This window comes from Pseudomonas sp. MWU13-2517 (genome assembly GCF_023242545.1).
GTDB lineage: Bacteria > Pseudomonadota > Gammaproteobacteria > Pseudomonadales > Pseudomonadaceae > Aquipseudomonas.
Genome location: NZ_JALMFA010000007.1, coordinates 183,521 through 202,923, shown reverse-complemented (window position 1 = coordinate 202,923; position 19,403 = coordinate 183,521). Strand labels below are relative to the sequence as shown.

The following is a 19,403-nucleotide window of genomic DNA, read 5'->3' as shown; positions in this document are numbered from 1 at the left end:
GATTGAGTTCCTTCAGCTTGCAGGTTGATCGCTCCCGTAAGTATGCCTCGCCATAATGAAAAAGCCCGTCACAAAGACGGGCTCGACCTACCGCGTAGCAGCCTTTGAATCAGAGAGGCTTACCACGGTTGCCATGCTGGCTGACAAATGCCTGCACTGCTTTCAGGTCATTGGCCAATACGGTGCAACGCTCTTCACGTTCGAACAGGTCGACCAGGTGCACCGGCAACTCCAGCGCCTTGCCAACGCCCGCTTTCTCCACCGCTTCCGGGAATTTGACCGGGTGAGCAGTGCCGAGGATCACCATCGGGATATCCAGGCTGCGCCGGCATTCGCGGGCGGCCTTCACGCCGATAGCGGTGTGCGGGTCCAGCACTTCGCCGGTCTGGGCGTAGACTTCAGCGATGGTTTCGCAGGTCTGCGCATCGTCCACCGCCAGGGAGTCGAACAACTTGCGGGTTTCTGTCCAGCGCTCTTCATCCACGCTGAAACCGCCACCGCTTTTGAAGTTGTCCATCAAACCGGCAATGGCTGCGCCGTTGCGACCGTGCATGTCGAACAGCAGGCGTTCGAAGTTCGACGAAACCATGATGTCCATGGACGGCGACAAGGTCGCGTGCAGGGTTTCCTTGACGTACTGGTTGCCGCTCATGAAGCGGTGCAGGATGTCGTTGCGGTTGGTGGCGACGATCAACTGGTTGATCGGCAAGCCCATATTGCGCGCCAGGTAGCCGGCGAAGATATCGCCGAAGTTACCGGTGGGCACCGAGAACGACACCGAACGCGCCGGCCCGCCCAACTGCAGCGATGCATGGAAGTAGTAGACGATCTGGGCCATGATCCGCGCCCAGTTGATCGAGTTCACTGCCACCAGGCGCGTGCCTTTCAGGAAGCTCTGGTCAGCGAAACTGTTCTTGACCATTTCCTGGCAGTCATCGAAGTTGCCTTCGATGGCGATGTTATGGATGTTGTCACCCAAAATGGTGGTCATCTGGCGACGTTGCACCTGCGACACACGCTGGTGCGGGTGCAGGATGAAGATGTCGACGTTTTCGCAGTGTTTGCAGCCCTCGATAGCCGCCGAACCGGTATCACCGGAGGTGGCACCAATAATCACCACGCGCTCGCCGCGCTTTTCCAGCACGTAATCGAGCAGGCGACCCAGCAATTGCAGGGCGAAGTCCTTGAACGCCAGGGTCGGGCCGTGGAACAGCTCGAGAACCCACTCGTTGCCGTTCAGCTGACGCAATGGCGCGATGGCGTTGTGGGAAAACACACCGTACGTTTCTTCCAAGATCTTCTTGAAATCCGCGTCCGGAATGCTGCCGGTAACGAACGGGCGCATAACCCGGAACGCCAGCTCGTGGTAGGGCAGGCCGGCCCACGAGGCGATTTCCTCCTGGGTGAAGCGTGGCAGGTTTTCCGGCACGTACAGGCCGCCGTCGGTGGCAAGGCCTGCCAGTAAAACATCTTCGAAATTCAGGGCCGGTGCCTGGCCGCGGGTGCTGATATAACGCATGGAAGCAAACCTTTGGTTTGGGCTTCAAGCTTCAAGTTACAAGCGGCAAGTCAGCGCGAATCGGCTTTTACTTGCAGCGTGTAGCTAACCGCTTGCAGCTGGATTAATTCAAATGTTCGACGCGAATACGAACGACCGGTCCAACCACGCCCTGGAGAGCTTCGAGCGACCGAATGGCATCGTTGATGTGCTGTTCGAGCACACGATGGGTCAGCAGGATCATAGGTACCAGGCCGTCTTGTTCCTCGACTTCCTTCTGCATGATCGACTCGATGTTGATGCCGCGTTCCGACAGGATGCTGGCGACCTGGGCCAACACGCCCGGGTGATCCTTGGCCTGGATACGCAGGTAGTAGGAGCTTTCGCAGGCCTCGATCGGCAGGATCGGGTGGGCCGACAGCGAGTCCGGCTGGAAGGCCAGGTGTGGTACGCGGTTTTCCGGGTCGCTGGTCATGGCGCGAACCACGTCCACCAGATCGGCGATCACCGACGAAGCGGTCGGCTCCATGCCGGCGCCGGCGCCGTAAAACAGGGTCGAGCCCGCCGCGTCACCGTTGACCATCACCGCGTTCATCACGCCATTGACGTTGGCGATCAGGCGATCGGCCGGAATCAGCGTCGGGTGTACACGCAACTCGATACCGGCCGGAGTGCTGCGCGCTACGCCCAAGTGCTTGATGCGGTAGCCCAGGGCTTCGGCGTAGTTCACATCGGCGGTGGTCAGCTTGGTGATGCCTTCGGTGTAGGCTTTGTCGAACTGCAGCGGGATACCAAAGGCGATAGACGCCAGGATGGTCAGCTTGTGGGCAGCATCGATACCTTCGACGTCGAACGTCGGGTCGGCTTCGGCATAACCCAGGGCCTGGGCTTCGGCCAGCACGTCTTCGAACGTACGGCCCTTCTCGCGCATCTCGGTGAGGATGAAGTTACCGGTGCCGTTGATGATGCCGGCCACCCAGTTGATGCGGTTGGCGGAAAGGCCCTCACGGATCGCCTTGATCACCGGGATACCACCCGCCACGGCCGCTTCGAACGCAACGATCACGCCCTTCTCGCGAGCCTTGGCGAAGATTTCGTTGCCGTGTACGGCGATCAGCGCCTTGTTGGCGGTGACCACGTGCTTGCCGTTCTCGATGGCCTTGAGCACCAGCTCACGCGCCACGGTGTAGCCGCCGACCAGTTCGATGACGATATCGATTTCAGGGTTGGTGGCCACGTCGAAGACATCGTTGGTAATAGCAATACCGGTCGTTTGGAACTGAGGCTTTGGCGAACGCGTGGCAATTTGCGCCACTTCAATCCCACGCCCTGCACGGCGGGAAATTTCTTCGGCGTTACGCTGAAGTACGTTGAAGGTGCCGCCACCGACGGTCCCTAACCCACAGATGCCTACTTTGACCGGTTTCACTGAAGAACTCCCCATGAAACGGCCGACGCTAGGTCGGCCGTGGAAAACAGCCGCACAACTGCGGCTTTCAATTTGATGGCCCGTCGATCTGTCGGCGGGCCATAATCGTCAAAGGTTCGACGACGCTGGTTTACTTGGCACTCAGAGCCAGTTTGGCAACTTGTGGTGCCGGCTGGTAGCCCGGAATTACCTGACCATCAGCCAAAACGATGGCCGGTGTACCATTCACACCGATTGACTGGCCCAATGCAAACTGCTTGGAAACCGGGTTGGCACATTTGGCCGCCTTGATTTCCTTACCATCGACCATCTTGTCCATGGCCGCTTTCTTGTCGGTCGAGCACCACACCGCCTGCAATTGCTCGTCACCCGGCGAGCCCAGGCCCTGGCGCGGGAACGCAACGTAGCGTACTTCCACGCCGAGCTTGTTCAGTGCAGGCACTTCGGCGTGCAGCTTGTGGCAGTACGGGCAGGTGGTGTCGGTGAATACGGTGATGTGTGTCTTGGTTTCGCCGATGGCCGGGTAGACCACGGTTTCAGCCACCGGAATACCGTTGATCAGCTTGGACACACCCAGGCGTTCGGCTTTTTCGGTCAGGTTGACCGGCTTGCCGTCTTTCAACTGGAACAGGTAGCCCTGGACGATGTACTGGCCATCGGCACTGGCGTACAGCACGCGGCTGCCCTTGAGCTTGACTTCATACAGGCCGGCCATGGGGCTGGCGCTGATGCTTTCGATCGGGGTATCGAGTTGCAGGTTGGCCAGGCTTTTGCGGATGGTCTGCTCGGCAGCGTCATCGGCGAATGCGAAGGTGGAAACCAACGCAATGGCTGCGGCGGCAATAATCTGGGTCAAGCGCATGGGAACTCCTGAAGGCAGATGCAGGGACGGGTGTGGAACACCGCTGGAAGACACCGGGCCATATACAAGACGCCGTCCCCTTTACTAACCCGCAAAGCCTACCACAGTTGGGCCGCAGGGCAGCCCGTAGCAGGATAAATTGGCGGTTTTCAGCCACGCGGGTGGTGTTTGGCGTGCATGTCCTGCAATCGCGCACGCGCTACGTGGGTATAGATTTGAGTTGTGGATAAGTCGCTATGGCCAAGCAACATTTGCACGACCCGCAAATCCGCACCATGGTTGAGCAAATGGGTGGCAAAGGCATGGCGCAACGTGTGGGGCGACAATGCCTTGCCGATCCCGGCCACTTTGGCCTGGTGTTTGATGCGGTGCCAGAAGGTCTGGCGGGTCATCTGCTCGCCACGCAGGCTGGGGAACAATACATCGCTGGGCCGCCCGCCGAGAAGTTCGCTGCGGGCATCGCGCATATAGCGTTCGACCCACACGATCGCCTCCTCACCCATCGGCACCAGGCGCTCCTTGCTGCCCTTGCCCATCACCCGCAACACCCCCTGGCGCAGATTGACTTGCTCCAGGGTCAGGCTGATCAGTTCAGTCACCCGCAGGCCGCAGGCGTAAAGCACCTCGAGCATGGCACGGTCACGCTGGCCGATGGCCTCACTGAGGTCGGGCGCGGCGAGCAAGGCATCCACATCGGCTTCCGACAAGGATTTGGGTAAAGGCCTGCCGAGCTGCGGCATGTCGACTTGCAGGGTCGGGTCGACAGCGATCAGTTTTTCCCGCAGCAGGTAGCGATAAAAGCCGCGCACACCGGAGAGGAAACGCGCAGTGGAACGCGGCTTGTAGTTTTGTTCCAGGCGCCAGGCCAAGTGATCCAGAATCAACTCACGACCGGCATTGATCAATTCGAGGTTCTTCTCCTGCAACCAGCCGTTGAACAGGGCCAAATCGCTGCGATAGGCCTGGCGGGTGTTGTCCGACAGGCCTTTCTCCAGCCATAAAGCGTCAAGGAAACGGTCGATCAGCGGGTGGTCAATGGCAGGCATGGGCACTCAAGCGGCGCAGCACAGGGCTTTGCGCGAATTATTTAGTGAACTGTGACAAGGGCCACTAGTCTTTCATAGCCCGCTATTTCAAGGAACAGGGAGCTTCAATGAACGAACAACAGATCCTGCTGGCACTGGGCGGTATCGGCGTGGCCGCATTGGCCTGCCAATGGCTGGCATGGCGCCTGAAACTTCCGGCCATCCTGTTTCTGTTGTTGAGCGGCATCCTGGCGGGCCCGGTGCTGGGCTGGCTCAACCCCCAGGAAATGTTCGGCCCGCTGCTCATGCCCTTGGTATCCCTGGCCGTGGCCCTGATTCTGTTTGAGGGCAGCCTCACTCTGCACCTCTCGGAATGGAAGGAAATCGGCAGTGTCGTCCATCGACTGGTTACGCTCGGCGCTCTGTCGACATGGGCGGTAATCACCGTTGCTACCCACTGGCTGCTGGGCTTTGACTGGCTGCTCGCCCTGCTGTTCGGCACCCTGACCCTGGTAACCGGGCCAACCGTGATTGTGCCCATGCTGCGGGTCGTACGCCCCAAAGCGTCCATCGCGAACATCCTGCGCTGGGAGGGCATCGTCATTGACCCGATCGGTGCACTGCTGGCCGTGGTGGTCTACAGCTTCATCATTGCGCGCGCGTCGGGCGACGGCCTGAGCCACAGCTTGCTGACCTTTGGTGGGGTCATCCTGTGTGGCAGCGTGTTCGGCATTGCGGGTGGCTGGGTGCTGGGGCAGATCATGCGTCGGCAATGGCTGCCCGAATACCTGCACAACCTGGCGACACTGGCTGGGGTACTGGGGATATTCATCGCTTCCAACCTGGTGCTGCATGAGTCCGGCTTGCTTGCGGTCACGCTCATGGGCATGTGGTTGGCCAATATGAAAGGCGTGGACGTGCGGCACATCCTGCATTTCAAGGAAAACCTCAGTGTGCTGCTGATTTCCGGGCTATTCATTCTGCTGGCAGCGCGCCTGGACCTGAATGCCTTGATTGCCCTGGGGCCGCTGGTACTGATTCTGTTGCTGATCATTCAATTTATCGCACGGCCTTTGAATGTCGCGCTTTCAACCTGGGGTTCCGGGCTGAATTGGCGCGAGCGTGCGCTGTTGTCGTGGATCGCCCCACGCGGAATCGTGGCGGCGGCGGTGTCGGCCATCTTCGCCATACGCCTGGATGAAGCCGGCCATGACGGTGCATTACTGCTGGTTCCGCTGACGTTCGCCGTCATTATCGGCACCGTTGTACTGCAAAGCGCCACGGCACGCCCGCTGGCCCGCCTGCTGAAAGTAGCCGAGCCTGCGCCCAGCGGTTTTCTGATCGTCGGCGCGAACGGCCCGGCACGCATCCTCGGCAAGGCCCTGCAGCAACTGGGCAGCCGCGTGTTGCTGACCGACTCAAGCTGGGAAAACATCCGCGCCAGCCGGATGGAAGGGCTGCCCACCTACTTCGGCAACCCGGCCTCACAACACGCCGAGTCACATCTGGATCTGGTCGGGCTTGGGCATCTGTTGGCACTCTCCCCTTCCGGCGAACTGAATACCCTGGCCGCCATGCGCTTTCGCCACGACTTCGGGCATCGCCTGTTCGCCCTGGCCAGCAGCCAGGAAAGCCGCCGTACCGATAAACACAAGGCCAGCCATGAGCATCGCGGCCACCTGCTGGGCAGCCAACCCTTGAGCTATACCAAACTCGCCAGCCTGCTGGGCCAAGGCGCCGAGTTGTACAGCACCCATCTGACGGAGGAATTCGGATTGGATCAGTACCAGGCACTGCATGGTGATCGCGCGACCCTGCTGTTTGCCCGCGATACCAGCGGCTGGGTGCATGTCATCACCCCGGACAGCAGCTTGAAACCTGCCGCCGGCTGGACCCTGCTGGCAGTGATCCAACCGGAAACTACTGCCACCGTATGAAGTCAGTCAACAAACCCCGGTAACACCGGCACCGGGCGTTTGTCGGCATCGATCGCCACAAAGCTGAACACGCCCTGGATCGCCTTTTCGCGACCATCAACACTCATGCTCTCGACAAAGACTTCAACTTCGACCTTGAGGCTGGTATTGCCAACTTTGATCACGCGGCCGATCAACTCAACGATGGAGCCGGCCGGAATCGCGTGATTGAAGTCGATGCGATCAGTGGAAACCGTCACCAACGGCAAGCGGCAAAAACGCGTGGCGGTAATGAACGACACCTCGTCCATCCATGCCAAGGCAGTGCCGCCGAACAAGGTATTGTGATGATTGGTGGTCGGCGGGAACACCGCCTTGGTCACATGAGTGACGGACAGATCGGTGCGGCGCTGGATTTCTTCGAGACGGGTGGTCATGGACAATACCGGCAGATAGACAAATTTCAGGCACAAAAAAGCAGCCCGTAGGCTGCTTTTTTCTGCATCGGGAAGCTGGACTTAAGCCAGTTTTTCCTTGATGCGAGCTGCTTTACCGGACAGGTCACGCAGGTAGTACAGCTTGGCTTTACGTACGTCACCGCGACGCTTGACGGCCATGCTGTCGATTTGCGGGCTGTAGGTCTGGAAAGTACGCTCTACGCCAACACCGTTGGAGATTTTACGAACAGTGAAAGCACTGTTCACACCACGGTTACGCTTGGCGATTACCACGCCTTCGAACGCTTGCAGACGCGAACGGTCGCCTTCCTTCACTTTCACCTGAACGACAATGGTGTCGCCCGGGGCAAAGGTAGGGATCTCTTTGGTCATCTGCTCTGCTTCGAGTGCAAGGATGATTTTGTTAGTCATGCTGTGCTCCTAAGGTAAGTCAATGGACCTACCATCGATACGTTGTTAACTATCGTCCCGCGCGAGGATGTATTCCTCGAGCAGCTTCTTCTCTTCTCCAGAAAGCGAGCGGCTTTCCAGAAGATCGGCGCGTCGTTCATAGGTCCGACCAAGGGACTGCTGTAAACGCCAACGCCGGATGTGTGCGTGATTGCCACTTAGCAATACGTCGGGAACACGCTGATCCGCATACACCTCCGGTCGGGTGTAGTGCGGGCAATCCAGCAAACCATCCGTGAAGGAGTCTTCCTCCGCGGAGTCCGCATGCCCTAAAGCTCCAGGCAGCAGTCGTGTAACCGCATCTATCAGGACCATCGCCGGCAGCTCGCCGCCAGACAGGACATAGTCCCCAATCGACCACTCTTCATCGACATGAGCTTCAATAAAACGCTCGTCAATGCCTTCATAGCGACCGGCAATCAGGATCAGTGCTTCCTCATTTGCCAGTTCGCGTACCGCCGCCTGTTTCAGCTGACGGCCTTGAGGGGACAGGTAAATTACCTTCGCCTTCTCCCCGGCAGCGGCCTTGGCCTGAACCAATGCGTCTTCCAGGGGCTTGATCTTCATCACCATGCCCGGGCCACCGCCAAATGGGCGATCGTCCACAGTGTGATGTCGATCCGTCGTGTAGTCTCGCGGGTTCCAACAGGTAAGCTGCAACAGCCCCTGTTTCACCGCCCGACTGGTGATGCCGTACTCGCTGATGGCGGAAAACATCTCGGGAAACAAACTGATCACTTCAATGCGCAAATTAGCCACGCTTAGAAGTCCGCGTCCCATTCCACCTTCATCTCGCCTGCGACCAGGTCGACGGCCAACACGCATTGCTCCGTATAGGGCAACAGGCGTTCGCGATCATCCAGGCTGCCAGCGCAAGGCTTGACCACCATTACATCATTGGCGCCGGTTTCCAGAAGATGGTCGATTTTCCCGAGCAATTGCCCGAGTTGATCAATAACCTTCAGACCTTCCAGCTGGTACCAGTAGTACTCGCCATCGGTCAATTCAGGGAACAGGTTGCGTGGCACGCAGATCTCATAACCAGCCAGAAGACGAGCTTCTTCACGATCATCAAGACCCTTGAGCTTTGCGACCAGGAACTTATCGCTCCCACGTCCACTGACCAGCTCGACCTGCTTCACACTCCCTTCGCGCTTGAGCGTCCAGGTTTTGTACTGCAGCAGGTTTTCAGTCGGATCAGTAAAGGAATACACCTTCACTTCGCCGCGAACGCCATGAACAGAATAAATCTTGCCGATAACGATCAAATCATCAGCAACAGCAGGCGTCGCGTTCATATCGCTCAGGCCGCAGCCTTAGAAGCGTCCTTCAGCAACTGAGCAACGCGCTCAGAAGGTTGCGCACCAACGCTCAGCCAGTAGGCTACGCGCTCTTGGTTCACGGACAGACGAACTTCTTGACCACGAGCGATCGGGTTGAAGAAGCCAACTTGTTCTTTGTGAGAGCCGTCACGTGGGTTGCGGCTGTCAGTTACGGTCAAGTGGTAAAACGGGCGCTTTTTGGAGCCGCCAAGGGCAAGACGGATTGTTAGCATGTGAACATCGTTCCTGTAGTCGGTGCTGCAAATCTAAATGCACAGCGGGCATAGGTGCCCGAAAGGCCGCATATTCTAAGGAATATCCGGACTTTTGCAAATGTCTTTTTCTGACGCCTATCAGCGTGCCACTCAGATCTGCTATAGAGCCGTCGGTTAAAACGGCGAGTCAGCGCCCGCCAATGGCGGGTTTGCTGGAGATCCCACATCCCTGTGGGTCGGAGCGCAAGCAGGCTTGCGCTCGAATTTCTTACATCTTTGGCATACCGCCGCCGGGCAACATACCACCCATGCCGCGCATCATCTTGGCCATGCCGCCCTTGGCGGAGAACTTCTTCATCATCTTCTGCATCTGCTTGTGCTGCTTGATCAAGCGACCAATGTCCTGCACCTGGGTGCCGGAACCCATGGCGATCCGGCGCTTGCGCGAACCGCTGATCAGCTCAGGGTCGCGGCGCTCGGCCGGCGTCATGGAGTTGATGATGGCTTCCATCTGCTTGAACTGCTTCTCTGCCGCGCCCTGGGCATTGCCCATCTGCGCCAGGTTCACACCGCCGATGTTCGGCAGTTTGTCCATCAGGCCGCCAAGGCCGCCCATGTTCTTCATCTGTTGCAACTGGTCGCGGAAGTCTTCGAGGTCGAAGCCCTTGCCCTTTTTCAGCTTCTTGGCGAGCTTGTCGGCCTTGTCCTTGTCGAGGGTCGCTTCAGCCTGTTCGATCAGGCTGAGCACGTCACCCATGCCGAGGATACGCGAAGCAATACGCTCAGGGTGGAACGGTTCGAGCGCTTCGCTCTTCTCGCCCATACCAATGAACTTGATCGGCTTGCCGGTGATGGCACGTACCGACAACGCGGCACCGCCACGGGCGTCACCGTCGACCTTGGTCAGGATCACACCGGTCAGCGGCAGCGCGTCACCGAAGGCCTTGGCCGTATTGGCCGCATCCTGGCCGGTCATGGCGTCGACCACGAACAGTGTTTCGACCGGATTGATCGCGGCATGCAGTGCCTTGATCTCGCCCATCATCTCTTCGTCGATGTGCAGGCGACCGGCGGTATCGACGATGACCACGTCGATGAATTTCAGCCTGGCTTCTTTAATAGCTGCGTTGGCAATGTCGACCGGCTTCTGGCTCAGGTCGGACGGGAAGAAGGTCACGCCCACTTCGCCAGCCAGCATTTCCAATTGCTTGATGGCCGCCGGACGGTACACGTCGGCCGACACCACCATGACCGACTTCTTCTTGCGCTCTTTAAGGAAGCGCGCCAGCTTGCCGGCCGTGGTGGTCTTACCCGCACCTTGCAGGCCCGCCATCAGCACAACGGCTGGTGGCACTGCGCTGAGGTTCAGATCTTCGTTGGCCACGCCCATCAGGCTTTCGAGTTCGGCCTGGACGATCTTCACAAAGGCCTGGCCCGGGGTCAGGCTGCGGGACACTTCGGTGCCGACCGCGCGCTCCTTGACCGAGTTGACGAAGTCTTTGACCACAGGCAAGGCCACGTCGGCTTCCAGCAACGCCATGCGCACTTCACGCAGGGTGTCTTTAATGTTGTCCTCGGTGAGCTTGGCCTTGCCGGTAACGTGGCGCAGCGTCTGCGAGAGACGGTCAGTCAGGTTTTCAAACATGCGCGATCCTTTCAGGCCCTATTCATCGAAATGCATTGGTAGACCGAGGTAATGGCGGCCCAGGCTGTGGTAAATCGCTATTAAAAACAGCGCTCGGCGAGCCTGCGGCGTGGGCAGGTCGCGGATTATAGCGAAGACTGCGCCCGTGCACACCCGCTGTCTGGCCCGGGAGTCTTTCGTGGAACGCGGGGGTATGCGAAACTCAACGCCTTTCGGGCTTATCTATCAGGATTTATGGTCCCCTTGTCACCCAGTTTGCTACCCAGCCTCGCCGCCGCCATCTTGTATGCCGCTGCGACCCTCTATCAGGGCACTCGTCTGGCCCAAGGCACTAAAGCGGACAAACGTCTGTTGGTGGGCCTTGGCGTCCTGGCCCTGCTGGCCCATGCCACGAGCCTTTACACCCACCTGATGACACCGGTCGGCCTGGGCCTGGACTTTTTCAGCGCAGCCAGCCTGATCGCCGCCGCCGTCATCGCGCTGACCCTGCTGGCGTGCTACCGCATTCCGGTAGAGAACCTGCTGGTGCTGCTATTCCCGCTGGGAATATTGACCGTACTGCTGGCGCACTTCACGCCGACCGGCACCGTGCAGGTCATTGATGAAGAGCCTGGCATCCTGGCGCATATCCTGTTGTCGATCCTGGCCTACGGCATGTTCACCATTGCGGTGTTCCAAGCCCTGCTCCTGCTGCTGCAGGACCACCAGTTGAAAAACAAACACCCGTCCGGGCTGATCAAGAACTTCCCGCCGCTGCAAACCATGGAAAGCCTGCTGTTCGGCTTCCTGTGGGCCGGCTGGACGCTGCTGTCGCTGTCGCTGATTTCCGGCTGGCTGTTCGTCGAAAACCTGTTTGCCCAGCACCTGGTGCACAAAACCCTGCTGGCCTGCCTGGCCTGGGTGGTGTTCAGCGTGCTGCTGTGGGGACGCAACCGTCTCGGCTGGCGCGGGCACAAGGCAATCCGCTGGACCCTGGCCGGTTTCTGCCTGCTGATGCTGGCCTATTTCGGCAGCAAGCTGGTTCGCGAATACATCCTGCATATCTGACGGGCAGCAAAAATGGACAACTTGCCCCTGGGGCCGATGCTCGCAGTAATCGCCCTGCTGATTCTATGGGCGGCGCTGTTTACCGCCATCGAAGCCGCACAACAGCACCTGCTGGCCCTGCGCCCCGGTACACGCCAGGGCGACAAGGCCGCTGCCCGCCTGAGCTTCCCGCGTAACAGCCTGATCCTGTGCAACAGCCTGTGCCGCGCTGCCGTGGTGATTCTTTGCACCGTGCTCGCCATCTATGCCTGGGCGCAGAACGGCCCCTGGCTCGGCTGGCTGATTTCCTGCGCCCTGTTACTGATCCTCGCCGACTACCTGCCCCGTGCCCTGGCCACCCGTCACCCGCAAGCCGTATTGGGGTTCGGCAATACACTGCTGGGCGTTCCCCTGAAAATCCTCTACCCCCTGGCCTGGCTGCTCAACGGCATCAGCTTGTTACTGCTGCGCCCCTTCGCGCGTAAATCCGGCGTGGTAAAAAAGAGCGACGAGCCGCTGCCCGAGCATGACGACGAGCCGGAACCTGAGGCAGGCGAAAGCCGTACACCGGGCTTGCCCGGTATCCACGCGCTGGACAACATCACGGTCAACGACATCCTGGTGCCACGCAGCGAGGTGGATGGCATCAACCTCGATGACTCCACCGAAGAGATCATCGAACAGCTGCGCACCTCCCAGCGCACGCGCCTGCCGGTGTTCCACAGCGATATCAACCAGGTCGAAGCGGTGCTCAACACGCGGCAGATCCAGCACCTGCTGCCCGACGCCAGCCTGACCAAAGAAGCCTTGCTCGCTGCCTGCCACGAACCTTACTTCGTCCCGGAAAGCACGCCCCTGCAGTTGCAACTGCTGAACTTCCACAAACAGCAACGCCGCCTGGGCATGGTGGTGGACGAATACGGCGAAGTGCTGGGCATCGTCACCCTGGAAGATATCCTCGAAGAAATCGTCGGCGAATTCGAAAGCGAGCAAAGTGTGGACAACCCGCACATCGAAGCCCAAACGGACGGCCGCTACATCATCGACGGCGCCGCTTCGATCCGTGAGCTGAACAAAAGCCTGGGCTGGCACCTGCCCAGCGACGGCCCCAAGACCCTCAACGGGCTGGTGACCGAAGCGCTGGAGACCATTCCCGATTGCGCCGTATGCCTGAAAATCGGCCGTTATCGCCTGGAAATCCTCGAGACCGAGGACAACCGCGTCAGCAAAGTGCTGATCTGGCACACCAGCCGGGTGCCGGTCGCCGCATAACCTGGGAGCAAGCCCGCTCCCACGTTTTGATGTGCCTCGTGCCAGCCCACTTGTTGTATGTTCAAACCCCTTCCTATAATCGGGCGGCTTATCCAAGCCTCGCCCGACCGCGTGCTACCCGCACTGAGCGCGTCCAGGCACCGCACCATCCTGTCTGACCGGTGTTTGCTCCCATCCCGAGCCGCCCCGCGCACTGCCCTGAACCCTGGGTGTTCGACCAATAAAAATCCGCGTCCAAACGCGCAATGACTGTCAGGGATACTGCCATGAGCACCACTTACAACGAGGCCGCGACCGCCGCCCCGAGCAACTCGACCGCACGGGTCGCCACGGCGAGCATCGTCGGCACCGCTATCGAATTCTACGATTTCTACATCTATGCCACCGCCGCGGCGCTGGTGATCGGCCCGGTGTTCTTCCCGCAGACCTCCGGCACCGCCCAGATGCTGGCGTCGTTTCTGACCTTCGGTATCGCTTTTATTGCCCGCCCACTGGGTTCGGCGCTGTTTGGCCACTTTGGAGACCGCATCGGCCGCAAATCCACGCTGGTCGCCTCCTTGCTGCTGATGGGCGTGTGCACCACGCTGATCGGCTTGCTGCCCGGTTATGACAGTATCGGGGCCTGGGCGCCTATCCTGTTGTGCGTGCTGCGTTTCGGCCAGGGCCTTGGCCTGGGCGGCGAATGGGGTGGCGCAGCGTTGCTGGCCACCGAGAATGCGCCGAAAGGCAAACGCGCCTGGTTCGGCATGTTCCCGCAACTTGGGCCTTCGATTGGCTTTCTGGCAGCCAATGGCTTATTCCTGATCCTGGCCATGAGCCTGAGCGACGAGCAATTTCGCAGTTGGGGCTGGCGCATCCCTTTCATCCTCAGCGCCGCGCTGGTGATGGTCGGCCTGTATGCACGGTTGAAACTGCACGAGACCCCGGTGTTCGCCAATGCCGTGGCCAAAGAAGCCCCGGTGAAAGTACCGCTGGTGGAATTGTTCAGCCAGCATTGGGCACCCGCACTGCTGGGCGCCGCGTCGATGGTGGTGTGCTATGCACTGTTCTATATCACCACCGCATTTTCCCTGAGCTACGGCGTATCGACACTGGGCTACAGCCGCGAGACGTTCCTCGGCCTGCTGTGCTTTGCCGTGTTGTTCATGGGGTTGGCGACGCCGCTGGCGGCCCTGGCCAGTGACCGATATGGTCGCAAGCCGGTACTGATCGTCGGGGCGATCCTGGCCATTTTGTCGGGTTTCACCATGGAGCCGCTGCTGACCCACGGCTCAACCTGGGGCGTGGCGCTGTTCCTGGCGCTGGAGCTGTTTTTGATGGGCGTGACCTTCGCACCGATGGGCGCACTGTTACCGGAACTGTTCCCGACCCGCGTGCGTTATACCGGCGCTTCGGCGGCATATAACCTGGGTGGGATTGTAGGAGCATCGGCTGCACCGTTTTTCGCGACCAAGCTGGTGGCGATGGGCGGGCTGAGTTATGTCGGCGGGTATGTGTCGGCGGCAGCGTTGCTCAGCTTGATTGCTGTGCTGTGCCTGAAAGAGACGCGGGACAACGACTTGAATCGCGTCGACTGATTAGCGCGAATCGCCCTGTAGGAGCGAGCTTGCTCGCGAAGAAGGTACATCCGACGCAGCGATGCGCCTGAAATACCTTCGCGAGCAAGCTCGCTCCTACAGGGGATGGGTTACAGCTCTACAACAACCGCTTGGGAAGCGCGGGTCGCTTTCGCCCGGGCAGCTTCAATCGACTCGTCCCGCGCCAGCGCCACACCCATGCGGCGCTGACCATTCACCTCGGGCTTGCCAAACAGCCGCAACGCCGTGTCAGGCTCACTCAATGCCGCGCCCAGGTTAGCGAACGCAGTCTGAGTCGACTGCCCTTCCACCAGGATCACCGCCGAAGCCGAAGGCCCGAACTGACGGATCAACGGGATCGGCAGGCCCAGGATGGCGCGAGCATGCAGCGCGAACTGCGACAAGTCCTGGGAAATCAGGGTCACCAGGCCAGTGTCATGAGGGCGCGGCGACACTTCGCTGAACCACACCTGGTCACCCTTGATGAACAACTCCACGCCAAACAGGCCACGGCCACCCAGGGCCTCGGTCACCGCCTTGGCAACGCGCTCGGACTCCGCCAGGGCAATCGGGCTCATGGCTTGCGGCTGCCAGGATTCCTGGTAATCGCCCTTCTCCTGGCGATGGCCAACCGGCGCGCAGAAGGTCGTGCCGCCGATGTGGCGCACGGTCAGCAGGGTGATTTCGTAGTCGAAGTCGATAAAGCCTTCGATGATCACACGGCCTTTACCGGCACGCCCGCCCTCCTGAGCGTAGTCCCAGGCTTTCTGCACGTCGTCGGTGCTGCGCAGCAGGCTCTGGCCTTTGCCCGACGAGCTCATCACCGGCTTGACCACGCAGGGGAAGCCCAGGTCCTGTACGGCCTTGCTGTAGTCTTCGAAGGTGTCGGCGAAGTGGTACGGCGAGGTCGGCAGGTCCAGTTCTTCGGCGGCCAGGCGACGGATGCCTTCGCGGTTCATGGTCAGCGAGGTGGCACGCGCAGTCGGGATCACGGTGAAGCCCTCGGCCTCCAGTTCTACCAGGGTAGCGGTGGCGATGGCTTCGATTTCCGGCACGATGAAGTGCGGTTTCTCGGCCTCGATCACTGCGCGCAGGGCGGCGCCGTCGAGCATGTTGATCACATGGCTGCGATGGGCGACCTGCATGGCCGGCGCGTTGGCGTAGCGATCCACGGCAATCACTTCAACGCCCAGGCGTTGCAGTTCGATCACCACTTCCTTGCCCAGCTCACCGCAGCCACACAGCAAAACGCGGGTCGCGGTTGGCGACAATGGAGTTCCGATTCGGGTCATCTCAGGTCCTCAGGGGAGCGGATCATGGGGGGAGAAAGGCCGGCATTTTACATGAACTGTAAAAATTGGCCTCAGTTGGCGACGGCACGTTTGCGCATACGCCACGCCATGATCAGCCACACCACCGTGACCCCGGCAAATTTCGACACCAACGCCGTACCGGCCACCGCCGGCGTGAGCGCACCGATCAGGCCGAAAAAAATAAAGGTATCGAGAGGAATGCTCAGCGCCGAACTTATCCACAGGCGATCATGGAGTGGGCGCCTGGTGATGCTGAACACCAGCCAGTCGATACATTCGGACACCGCGAACGCCGTGGCACTGGCCATGGCAATCGCCGGGTCGGACGTGACATACGACAAGACCAGCGCCGCCAGCATGGCGACAATCGCGCCATGCCCGAAGCGGGTCTGCACCATGTCCCGCAGGATAAACACCAGGCCCCCCCAGGCGGACCAGATGACATCCAGGTGCGGGGCAGTGGAGAAGGCGAAGTTGATCAGCACGACGCTGCTGATGTAGGCAATCAGGAAGAGCATGGGACAGAAAACCTGTAGGAGCGAGCTTGCTCGCGAAAACGTTAACGATTACACGGGGGACCAGACTATACGCAGTGTCCTCGCGTTTTTCGCGAGCAAGCTCACTCCTACAGGAGGGCAGCTGTCAGGCGCCGGACTTACCAGGCATCATCCACACCAACCCACTGGCCACCGCCCGCTCATGGCATAACCCCAGCACCGCCCGGCGCTCGGCATTGTCCATGCGGCTCCAGCGCGTAATCTCATCCACGGTGCGCTGGCAACCGGTGCAGATGTCGTCATCATCCAGTGCACAAATGCTTACGCACGGCGAGGCGACGGGGCGTTCTATCGGGTTCATTCTTCCTGCTCGGCCAGGTCACGCGCATAGCGCTGCGAGTTATGCACATAGTGCGCGGCACTAGCTTCGAGCATGCGTTTCTGTGCCTCGGTCAGTTCACGCACCACTTTGCCCGGCGAGCCCATCACCAGCGAACCGTCGGGAATTTCCTTGCCCTCACCGATCAGCGAGTTGGCGCCGATGATGCAGTGCTTGCCGATCTTCGCTCCGTTCAGGATCACCGCGTTGATTCCGATCAGGCTGTAGTCGTCGACGGTGCAGCCATGCAGCATGGCGTTGTGCCCAATGGTCACGCCGGTGCCCAGGGTCAGCGGGTAGCCCATGTCGGTATGCATCACACTGCCGTCTTGTACGTTGCTGTTTTTGCCGATCAGGATCAGTTCGTTGTCGCCACGCAATACCGCGTTGAACCACACATTGGCGCCCTCCTCCAGCTTGACCTTGCCCACCAGCGTGGCATTCGGCGCCACCCAACTGTGTGGATGCGTCTCGACGCGGGCTTCGCCCAGGCGATATTTCATGGTGTGTCCTCACGGCATTGCCACTCAAGCGGTGGCTCAGGTGTTGATGAAGCTCTTGGGCGGCTGATGCAGGCTGATCTTGGCGTCGTCATACAACAGGTTGATCAGCTCGACAATCATGATCGCCGTCAGGCCCCAGATCTTGTATTCGCCAAACCGATAGCTGGGCACATACCAACTGCGCCCCTGGTAATCGATTCGATGGGTGTGTTCGCGCGGGTCCTGGCGGAAAAACTCCAGGGGCACGCTGAAGACCGCGGCAATCTCGGCGTCGTTGGCCAGGTATTCGACGTAATCCGGGATCACACCGACATAGGGCGTGACCCGGATGCCATGCAGGGAAATCAATGGGCTCAACGGCCCGATCACTTCCACCAGCCCGGGGGGCAGGCCGATTTCCTCTTCGGCTTCGCGCAATGCGGTAAAGATCAGGTCGGGATCTTCGGGGTCGCGGCGCCCGCCGGGAAAGGCCACTTCGCCACCGTGGGTCGACAGGCCGCTGGCGCGCAAGGTCAGGATCAGCTCGGGTTCGTCACTGCGGGTAATCGGCACCAGCACGGCGGCCTCGGGGAAACGCCCGTCAGTCTCCAATGTGTGAGGGGTGTGGTTGCTTACCCGGCGAAGTAGCTCGTCCAGCATGAGTCATCTCGGTCTGTTGGCTACCTTGCATCATGCACCAAAGCAGGCAGGCACCCAACCCCAAAACCCGCAGCATGTCGCGAAACGACAACTTGCAGGGCCCTGCCCGCCAAGCCAAGATAGGCTCACTCTCCAGGAACCCCAGCATGAACTTCTGCAGCCAGTGCGGTAAACCGGTTACCCAGCGCATTCCCGAAGGCGACGGCCGCCTGCGTTATGTGTGCGACCACTGCTCGACCATTCACTATCAGAACCCCAATATCGTCGCCGGCACGGTGCCGGTGTGGGGCGATAAAGTGTTGCTGTGCCGCCGCGCCATCGAGCCACGCCTGGGTTACTGGACGCTGCCCGCAGGCTTCATGGAGAACGGCGAGACCGTGGAGCAGGCGGCCACGCGTGAAACGCTCGAGGAAGCCTGCGCCCGTGTACGCAACCTGAGCATCTATACCCTGATCGATGTGCCGCACATCAGCCAGGTGCATATTTTCTACCGCGCCGAGCTGCTCGACCTGGACTTTGCCGCAGGCCCCGAGAGCCTTGAGGTGAAGCTGTTCGATGAAGCCGACATCCCTTGGTCAGAGCTGGCTTTCCGCACGGTCGGGCGTACCTTAGAATGCTTCTTCGCCGACCGCCGGCAGCAAATGTTCCCGGTGCGCAGCGAGTCGGTGCCGCCCATGATGCCATCGGCCAAATAACACTCAAGGCAGCATTTTTCTACAAGGGAAACCGTTTCAATGCGTTGGTTGCTCGCTGTTTTCTGCCTGTCATTCGCTACGTTGTCTTCGGCCTCCACGGTGGAAATCATCGGCGGCAAGCCAGTCGAAAAAATCCTGGTGCTCAAGTCCGCCCGTCAGTTGCAGTTGATCAATGACGGCAAGCCTCTCAAGACCTATCGCATTTCCCTGGGCCGCAACCCCAAGGGGGCCAAGCTGATCGAGGGCGACCGCCGCACACCGGAAGGCCTCTACTGGATCGACTGGCGCAAGACCAGCGACCGATTCAACCTGTCGATGCACATTTCCTACCCTAATATCAGCGACGCCGCCCGCGCCCGCCGTGAAGGGGTAAAACCGGGCAGCATGATCATGATCCACGGTACCCCCGACAGTGCGGATTACCCGGAGCAGTTGTTCCACACCCTGGACTGGACCGACGGTTGCATCGGCATGCGCAACGTGGACATGCGCGAAGTCTGGAACCTGGTCAAAGACGGCACCCTGATCGAGATTCGTCCGTAATCCCGCACCGTTCGTAAAATAATTCGAAAAAAACTCCTGCCCCTGGCGGCGCCTGCCGGTGAATACCAGTTCACCGCGCCGGGCTGCGCTGTTCTGCGCGCGATAAAGACCTCTCTAATACCACTTGATACCAAGCACC

General features: G+C 60.0%; 21 protein-coding genes. 6 read left to right on the top strand and 15 right to left on the bottom strand.

All coding sequences use genetic code 11. The features are described 5' to 3' along the window. Positions 1–109 precede the first annotated feature (109 nt). From thrC to xerD, 4 genes are all read right to left on the bottom strand, one after another. Complete coding sequence (thrC, locus tag M5B97_RS12420; protein WP_248731606.1) at positions 110–1,519, bottom strand: threonine synthase; 1,410 nt, start codon at positions 1,517–1,519, stop codon at positions 110–112. A 103-nt stretch (positions 1,520–1,622) separates the two neighbouring features. After that, positions 1,623–2,927, bottom strand: coding sequence for a homoserine dehydrogenase (locus tag M5B97_RS12415; RefSeq protein WP_123715795.1), 1,305 nt, complete (start codon positions 2,925–2,927; stop codon positions 1,623–1,625). 130 nt (positions 2,928–3,057) lie between these two features. Beyond that, complete coding sequence (locus M5B97_RS12410) at positions 3,058–3,789, bottom strand: thioredoxin fold domain-containing protein (protein ID WP_060754271.1); 732 nt, start codon at positions 3,787–3,789, stop codon at positions 3,058–3,060. A 149-nt stretch (positions 3,790–3,938) separates the two neighbouring features. Further along, on the bottom strand, positions 3,939–4,835 hold the full coding sequence (xerD, locus tag M5B97_RS12405; RefSeq protein ID WP_123715796.1) for a site-specific tyrosine recombinase XerD: 897 nt from the start codon (positions 4,833–4,835) through the stop codon (positions 3,939–3,941). A gap of 107 nt (positions 4,836–4,942) precedes the next feature. On the opposite strand from xerD, the gene M5B97_RS12400 reads away from it, so the two are divergent. Then, positions 4,943–6,751 carry a sodium:proton antiporter gene (locus M5B97_RS12400; protein WP_248731605.1) on the top strand — a complete coding sequence of 603 codons (1,809 nt, stop codon included), beginning with the start codon at positions 4,943–4,945 and terminating at the stop codon, positions 6,749–6,751. A gap of 2 nt (positions 6,752–6,753) precedes the next feature. On the opposite strand, the gene M5B97_RS12395 is transcribed toward M5B97_RS12400, so the two are convergent. The 6 genes from M5B97_RS12395 to ffh form a co-directional block, all read right to left on the bottom strand. After that, positions 6,754–7,167, bottom strand: coding sequence for an acyl-CoA thioesterase (locus M5B97_RS12395; protein WP_134660161.1), 414 nt, complete (start codon positions 7,165–7,167; stop codon positions 6,754–6,756). An 81-nt stretch (positions 7,168–7,248) separates the two neighbouring features. Continuing rightward, the gene (gene rplS / locus M5B97_RS12390) at positions 7,249–7,599 is read right to left on the bottom strand and encodes a 50S ribosomal protein L19 (protein WP_003175895.1); all 351 of its coding nucleotides are present in this window, start codon (positions 7,597–7,599) and stop codon (positions 7,249–7,251) included. A 45-nt stretch (positions 7,600–7,644) separates the two neighbouring features. Next, complete coding sequence (gene trmD, locus M5B97_RS12385) at positions 7,645–8,418, bottom strand: tRNA (guanosine(37)-N1)-methyltransferase TrmD (protein WP_024077235.1); 774 nt, start codon at positions 8,416–8,418, stop codon at positions 7,645–7,647. Further along, positions 8,400–8,936, bottom strand: coding sequence for a ribosome maturation factor RimM (gene rimM / locus M5B97_RS12380; RefSeq protein ID WP_134660162.1), 537 nt, complete (start codon positions 8,934–8,936; stop codon positions 8,400–8,402). Before rimM ends, trmD begins: the two co-directional genes overlap by 19 nt. 5 nt (positions 8,937–8,941) lie before the next feature. Continuing rightward, entirely contained in the window at positions 8,942–9,193 is a 252-nt protein-coding gene (gene rpsP / locus M5B97_RS12375) for a 30S ribosomal protein S16 (protein WP_003209587.1), read from the bottom strand. A gap of 250 nt (positions 9,194–9,443) precedes the next feature. Continuing rightward, complete coding sequence (ffh, locus tag M5B97_RS12370) at positions 9,444–10,820, bottom strand: signal recognition particle protein (RefSeq protein WP_248731604.1); 1,377 nt, start codon at positions 10,818–10,820, stop codon at positions 9,444–9,446. A 243-nt stretch (positions 10,821–11,063) separates the two neighbouring features. On the opposite strand from ffh, the gene ccsA reads away from it, so the two are divergent. The 3 genes from ccsA to M5B97_RS12355 all read left to right on the top strand — a co-directional run bounded on the left by ccsA (position 11,064) and on the right by M5B97_RS12355 (position 14,695). Then, positions 11,064–11,867 (top strand): cytochrome c biogenesis protein CcsA, encoded by an 804-nt coding sequence (gene ccsA, locus M5B97_RS12365; RefSeq protein ID WP_177421598.1) that lies wholly within the window; start codon positions 11,064–11,066, stop codon positions 11,865–11,867. A 12-nt stretch (positions 11,868–11,879) separates the two neighbouring features. Continuing rightward, the gene (locus M5B97_RS12360) at positions 11,880–13,118 is read left to right on the top strand and encodes a transporter associated domain-containing protein (protein WP_134660164.1); all 1,239 of its coding nucleotides are present in this window, start codon (positions 11,880–11,882) and stop codon (positions 13,116–13,118) included. 266 nt (positions 13,119–13,384) lie between these two features. Beyond that, on the top strand, positions 13,385–14,695 hold the full coding sequence (locus tag M5B97_RS12355) for an MFS transporter (protein ID WP_248731603.1): 1,311 nt from the start codon (positions 13,385–13,387) through the stop codon (positions 14,693–14,695). A 110-nt stretch (positions 14,696–14,805) separates the two neighbouring features. On the opposite strand, the gene purT is transcribed toward M5B97_RS12355, so the two are convergent. The 5 genes from purT to M5B97_RS12330 all read right to left on the bottom strand — a co-directional run bounded on the left by purT (position 14,806) and on the right by M5B97_RS12330 (position 18,026). Beyond that, a complete protein-coding gene (purT, locus tag M5B97_RS12350) occupies positions 14,806–15,987 on the bottom strand; it encodes a formate-dependent phosphoribosylglycinamide formyltransferase (protein WP_019817237.1) in 1,182 nt (393 codons plus the stop codon). 71 nt (positions 15,988–16,058) lie between these two features. Further along, positions 16,059–16,526: a preQ0 transporter gene (locus M5B97_RS12345; protein ID WP_123715373.1), complete on the bottom strand. Its 468-nt coding sequence runs from the start codon at positions 16,524–16,526 to the stop codon at positions 16,059–16,061. Positions 16,527–16,650: 124 nt separating this feature from the next. Then, the gene (locus tag M5B97_RS12340) at positions 16,651–16,866 is read right to left on the bottom strand and encodes a DUF1289 domain-containing protein (protein WP_248731602.1); all 216 of its coding nucleotides are present in this window, start codon (positions 16,864–16,866) and stop codon (positions 16,651–16,653) included. Next, positions 16,863–17,387: a gamma carbonic anhydrase family protein gene (locus tag M5B97_RS12335; RefSeq protein WP_134660165.1), complete on the bottom strand. Its 525-nt coding sequence runs from the start codon at positions 17,385–17,387 to the stop codon at positions 16,863–16,865. The genes M5B97_RS12340 and M5B97_RS12335 overlap by 4 nt, the downstream gene beginning before the upstream one ends. Before the next feature lie 36 nt (positions 17,388–17,423). Next, on the bottom strand, positions 17,424–18,026 hold the full coding sequence (locus M5B97_RS12330; RefSeq protein WP_123715370.1) for a CoA pyrophosphatase: 603 nt from the start codon (positions 18,024–18,026) through the stop codon (positions 17,424–17,426). A 146-nt stretch (positions 18,027–18,172) separates the two neighbouring features. On the opposite strand from M5B97_RS12330, the gene M5B97_RS12325 reads away from it, so the two are divergent. Both M5B97_RS12325 and M5B97_RS12320 read left to right on the top strand, forming a co-directional pair. Next, on the top strand, positions 18,173–18,721 hold the full coding sequence (locus tag M5B97_RS12325; RefSeq protein ID WP_248731601.1) for an NUDIX hydrolase: 549 nt from the start codon (positions 18,173–18,175) through the stop codon (positions 18,719–18,721). 39 nt (positions 18,722–18,760) lie between these two features. Beyond that, positions 18,761–19,264, top strand: a complete 504-nt coding sequence (locus M5B97_RS12320) for a L,D-transpeptidase family protein (protein WP_123715368.1) — start codon at positions 18,761–18,763, stop codon at positions 19,262–19,264. The last annotated feature ends 139 nt before the right edge of the window (positions 19,265–19,403 follow it).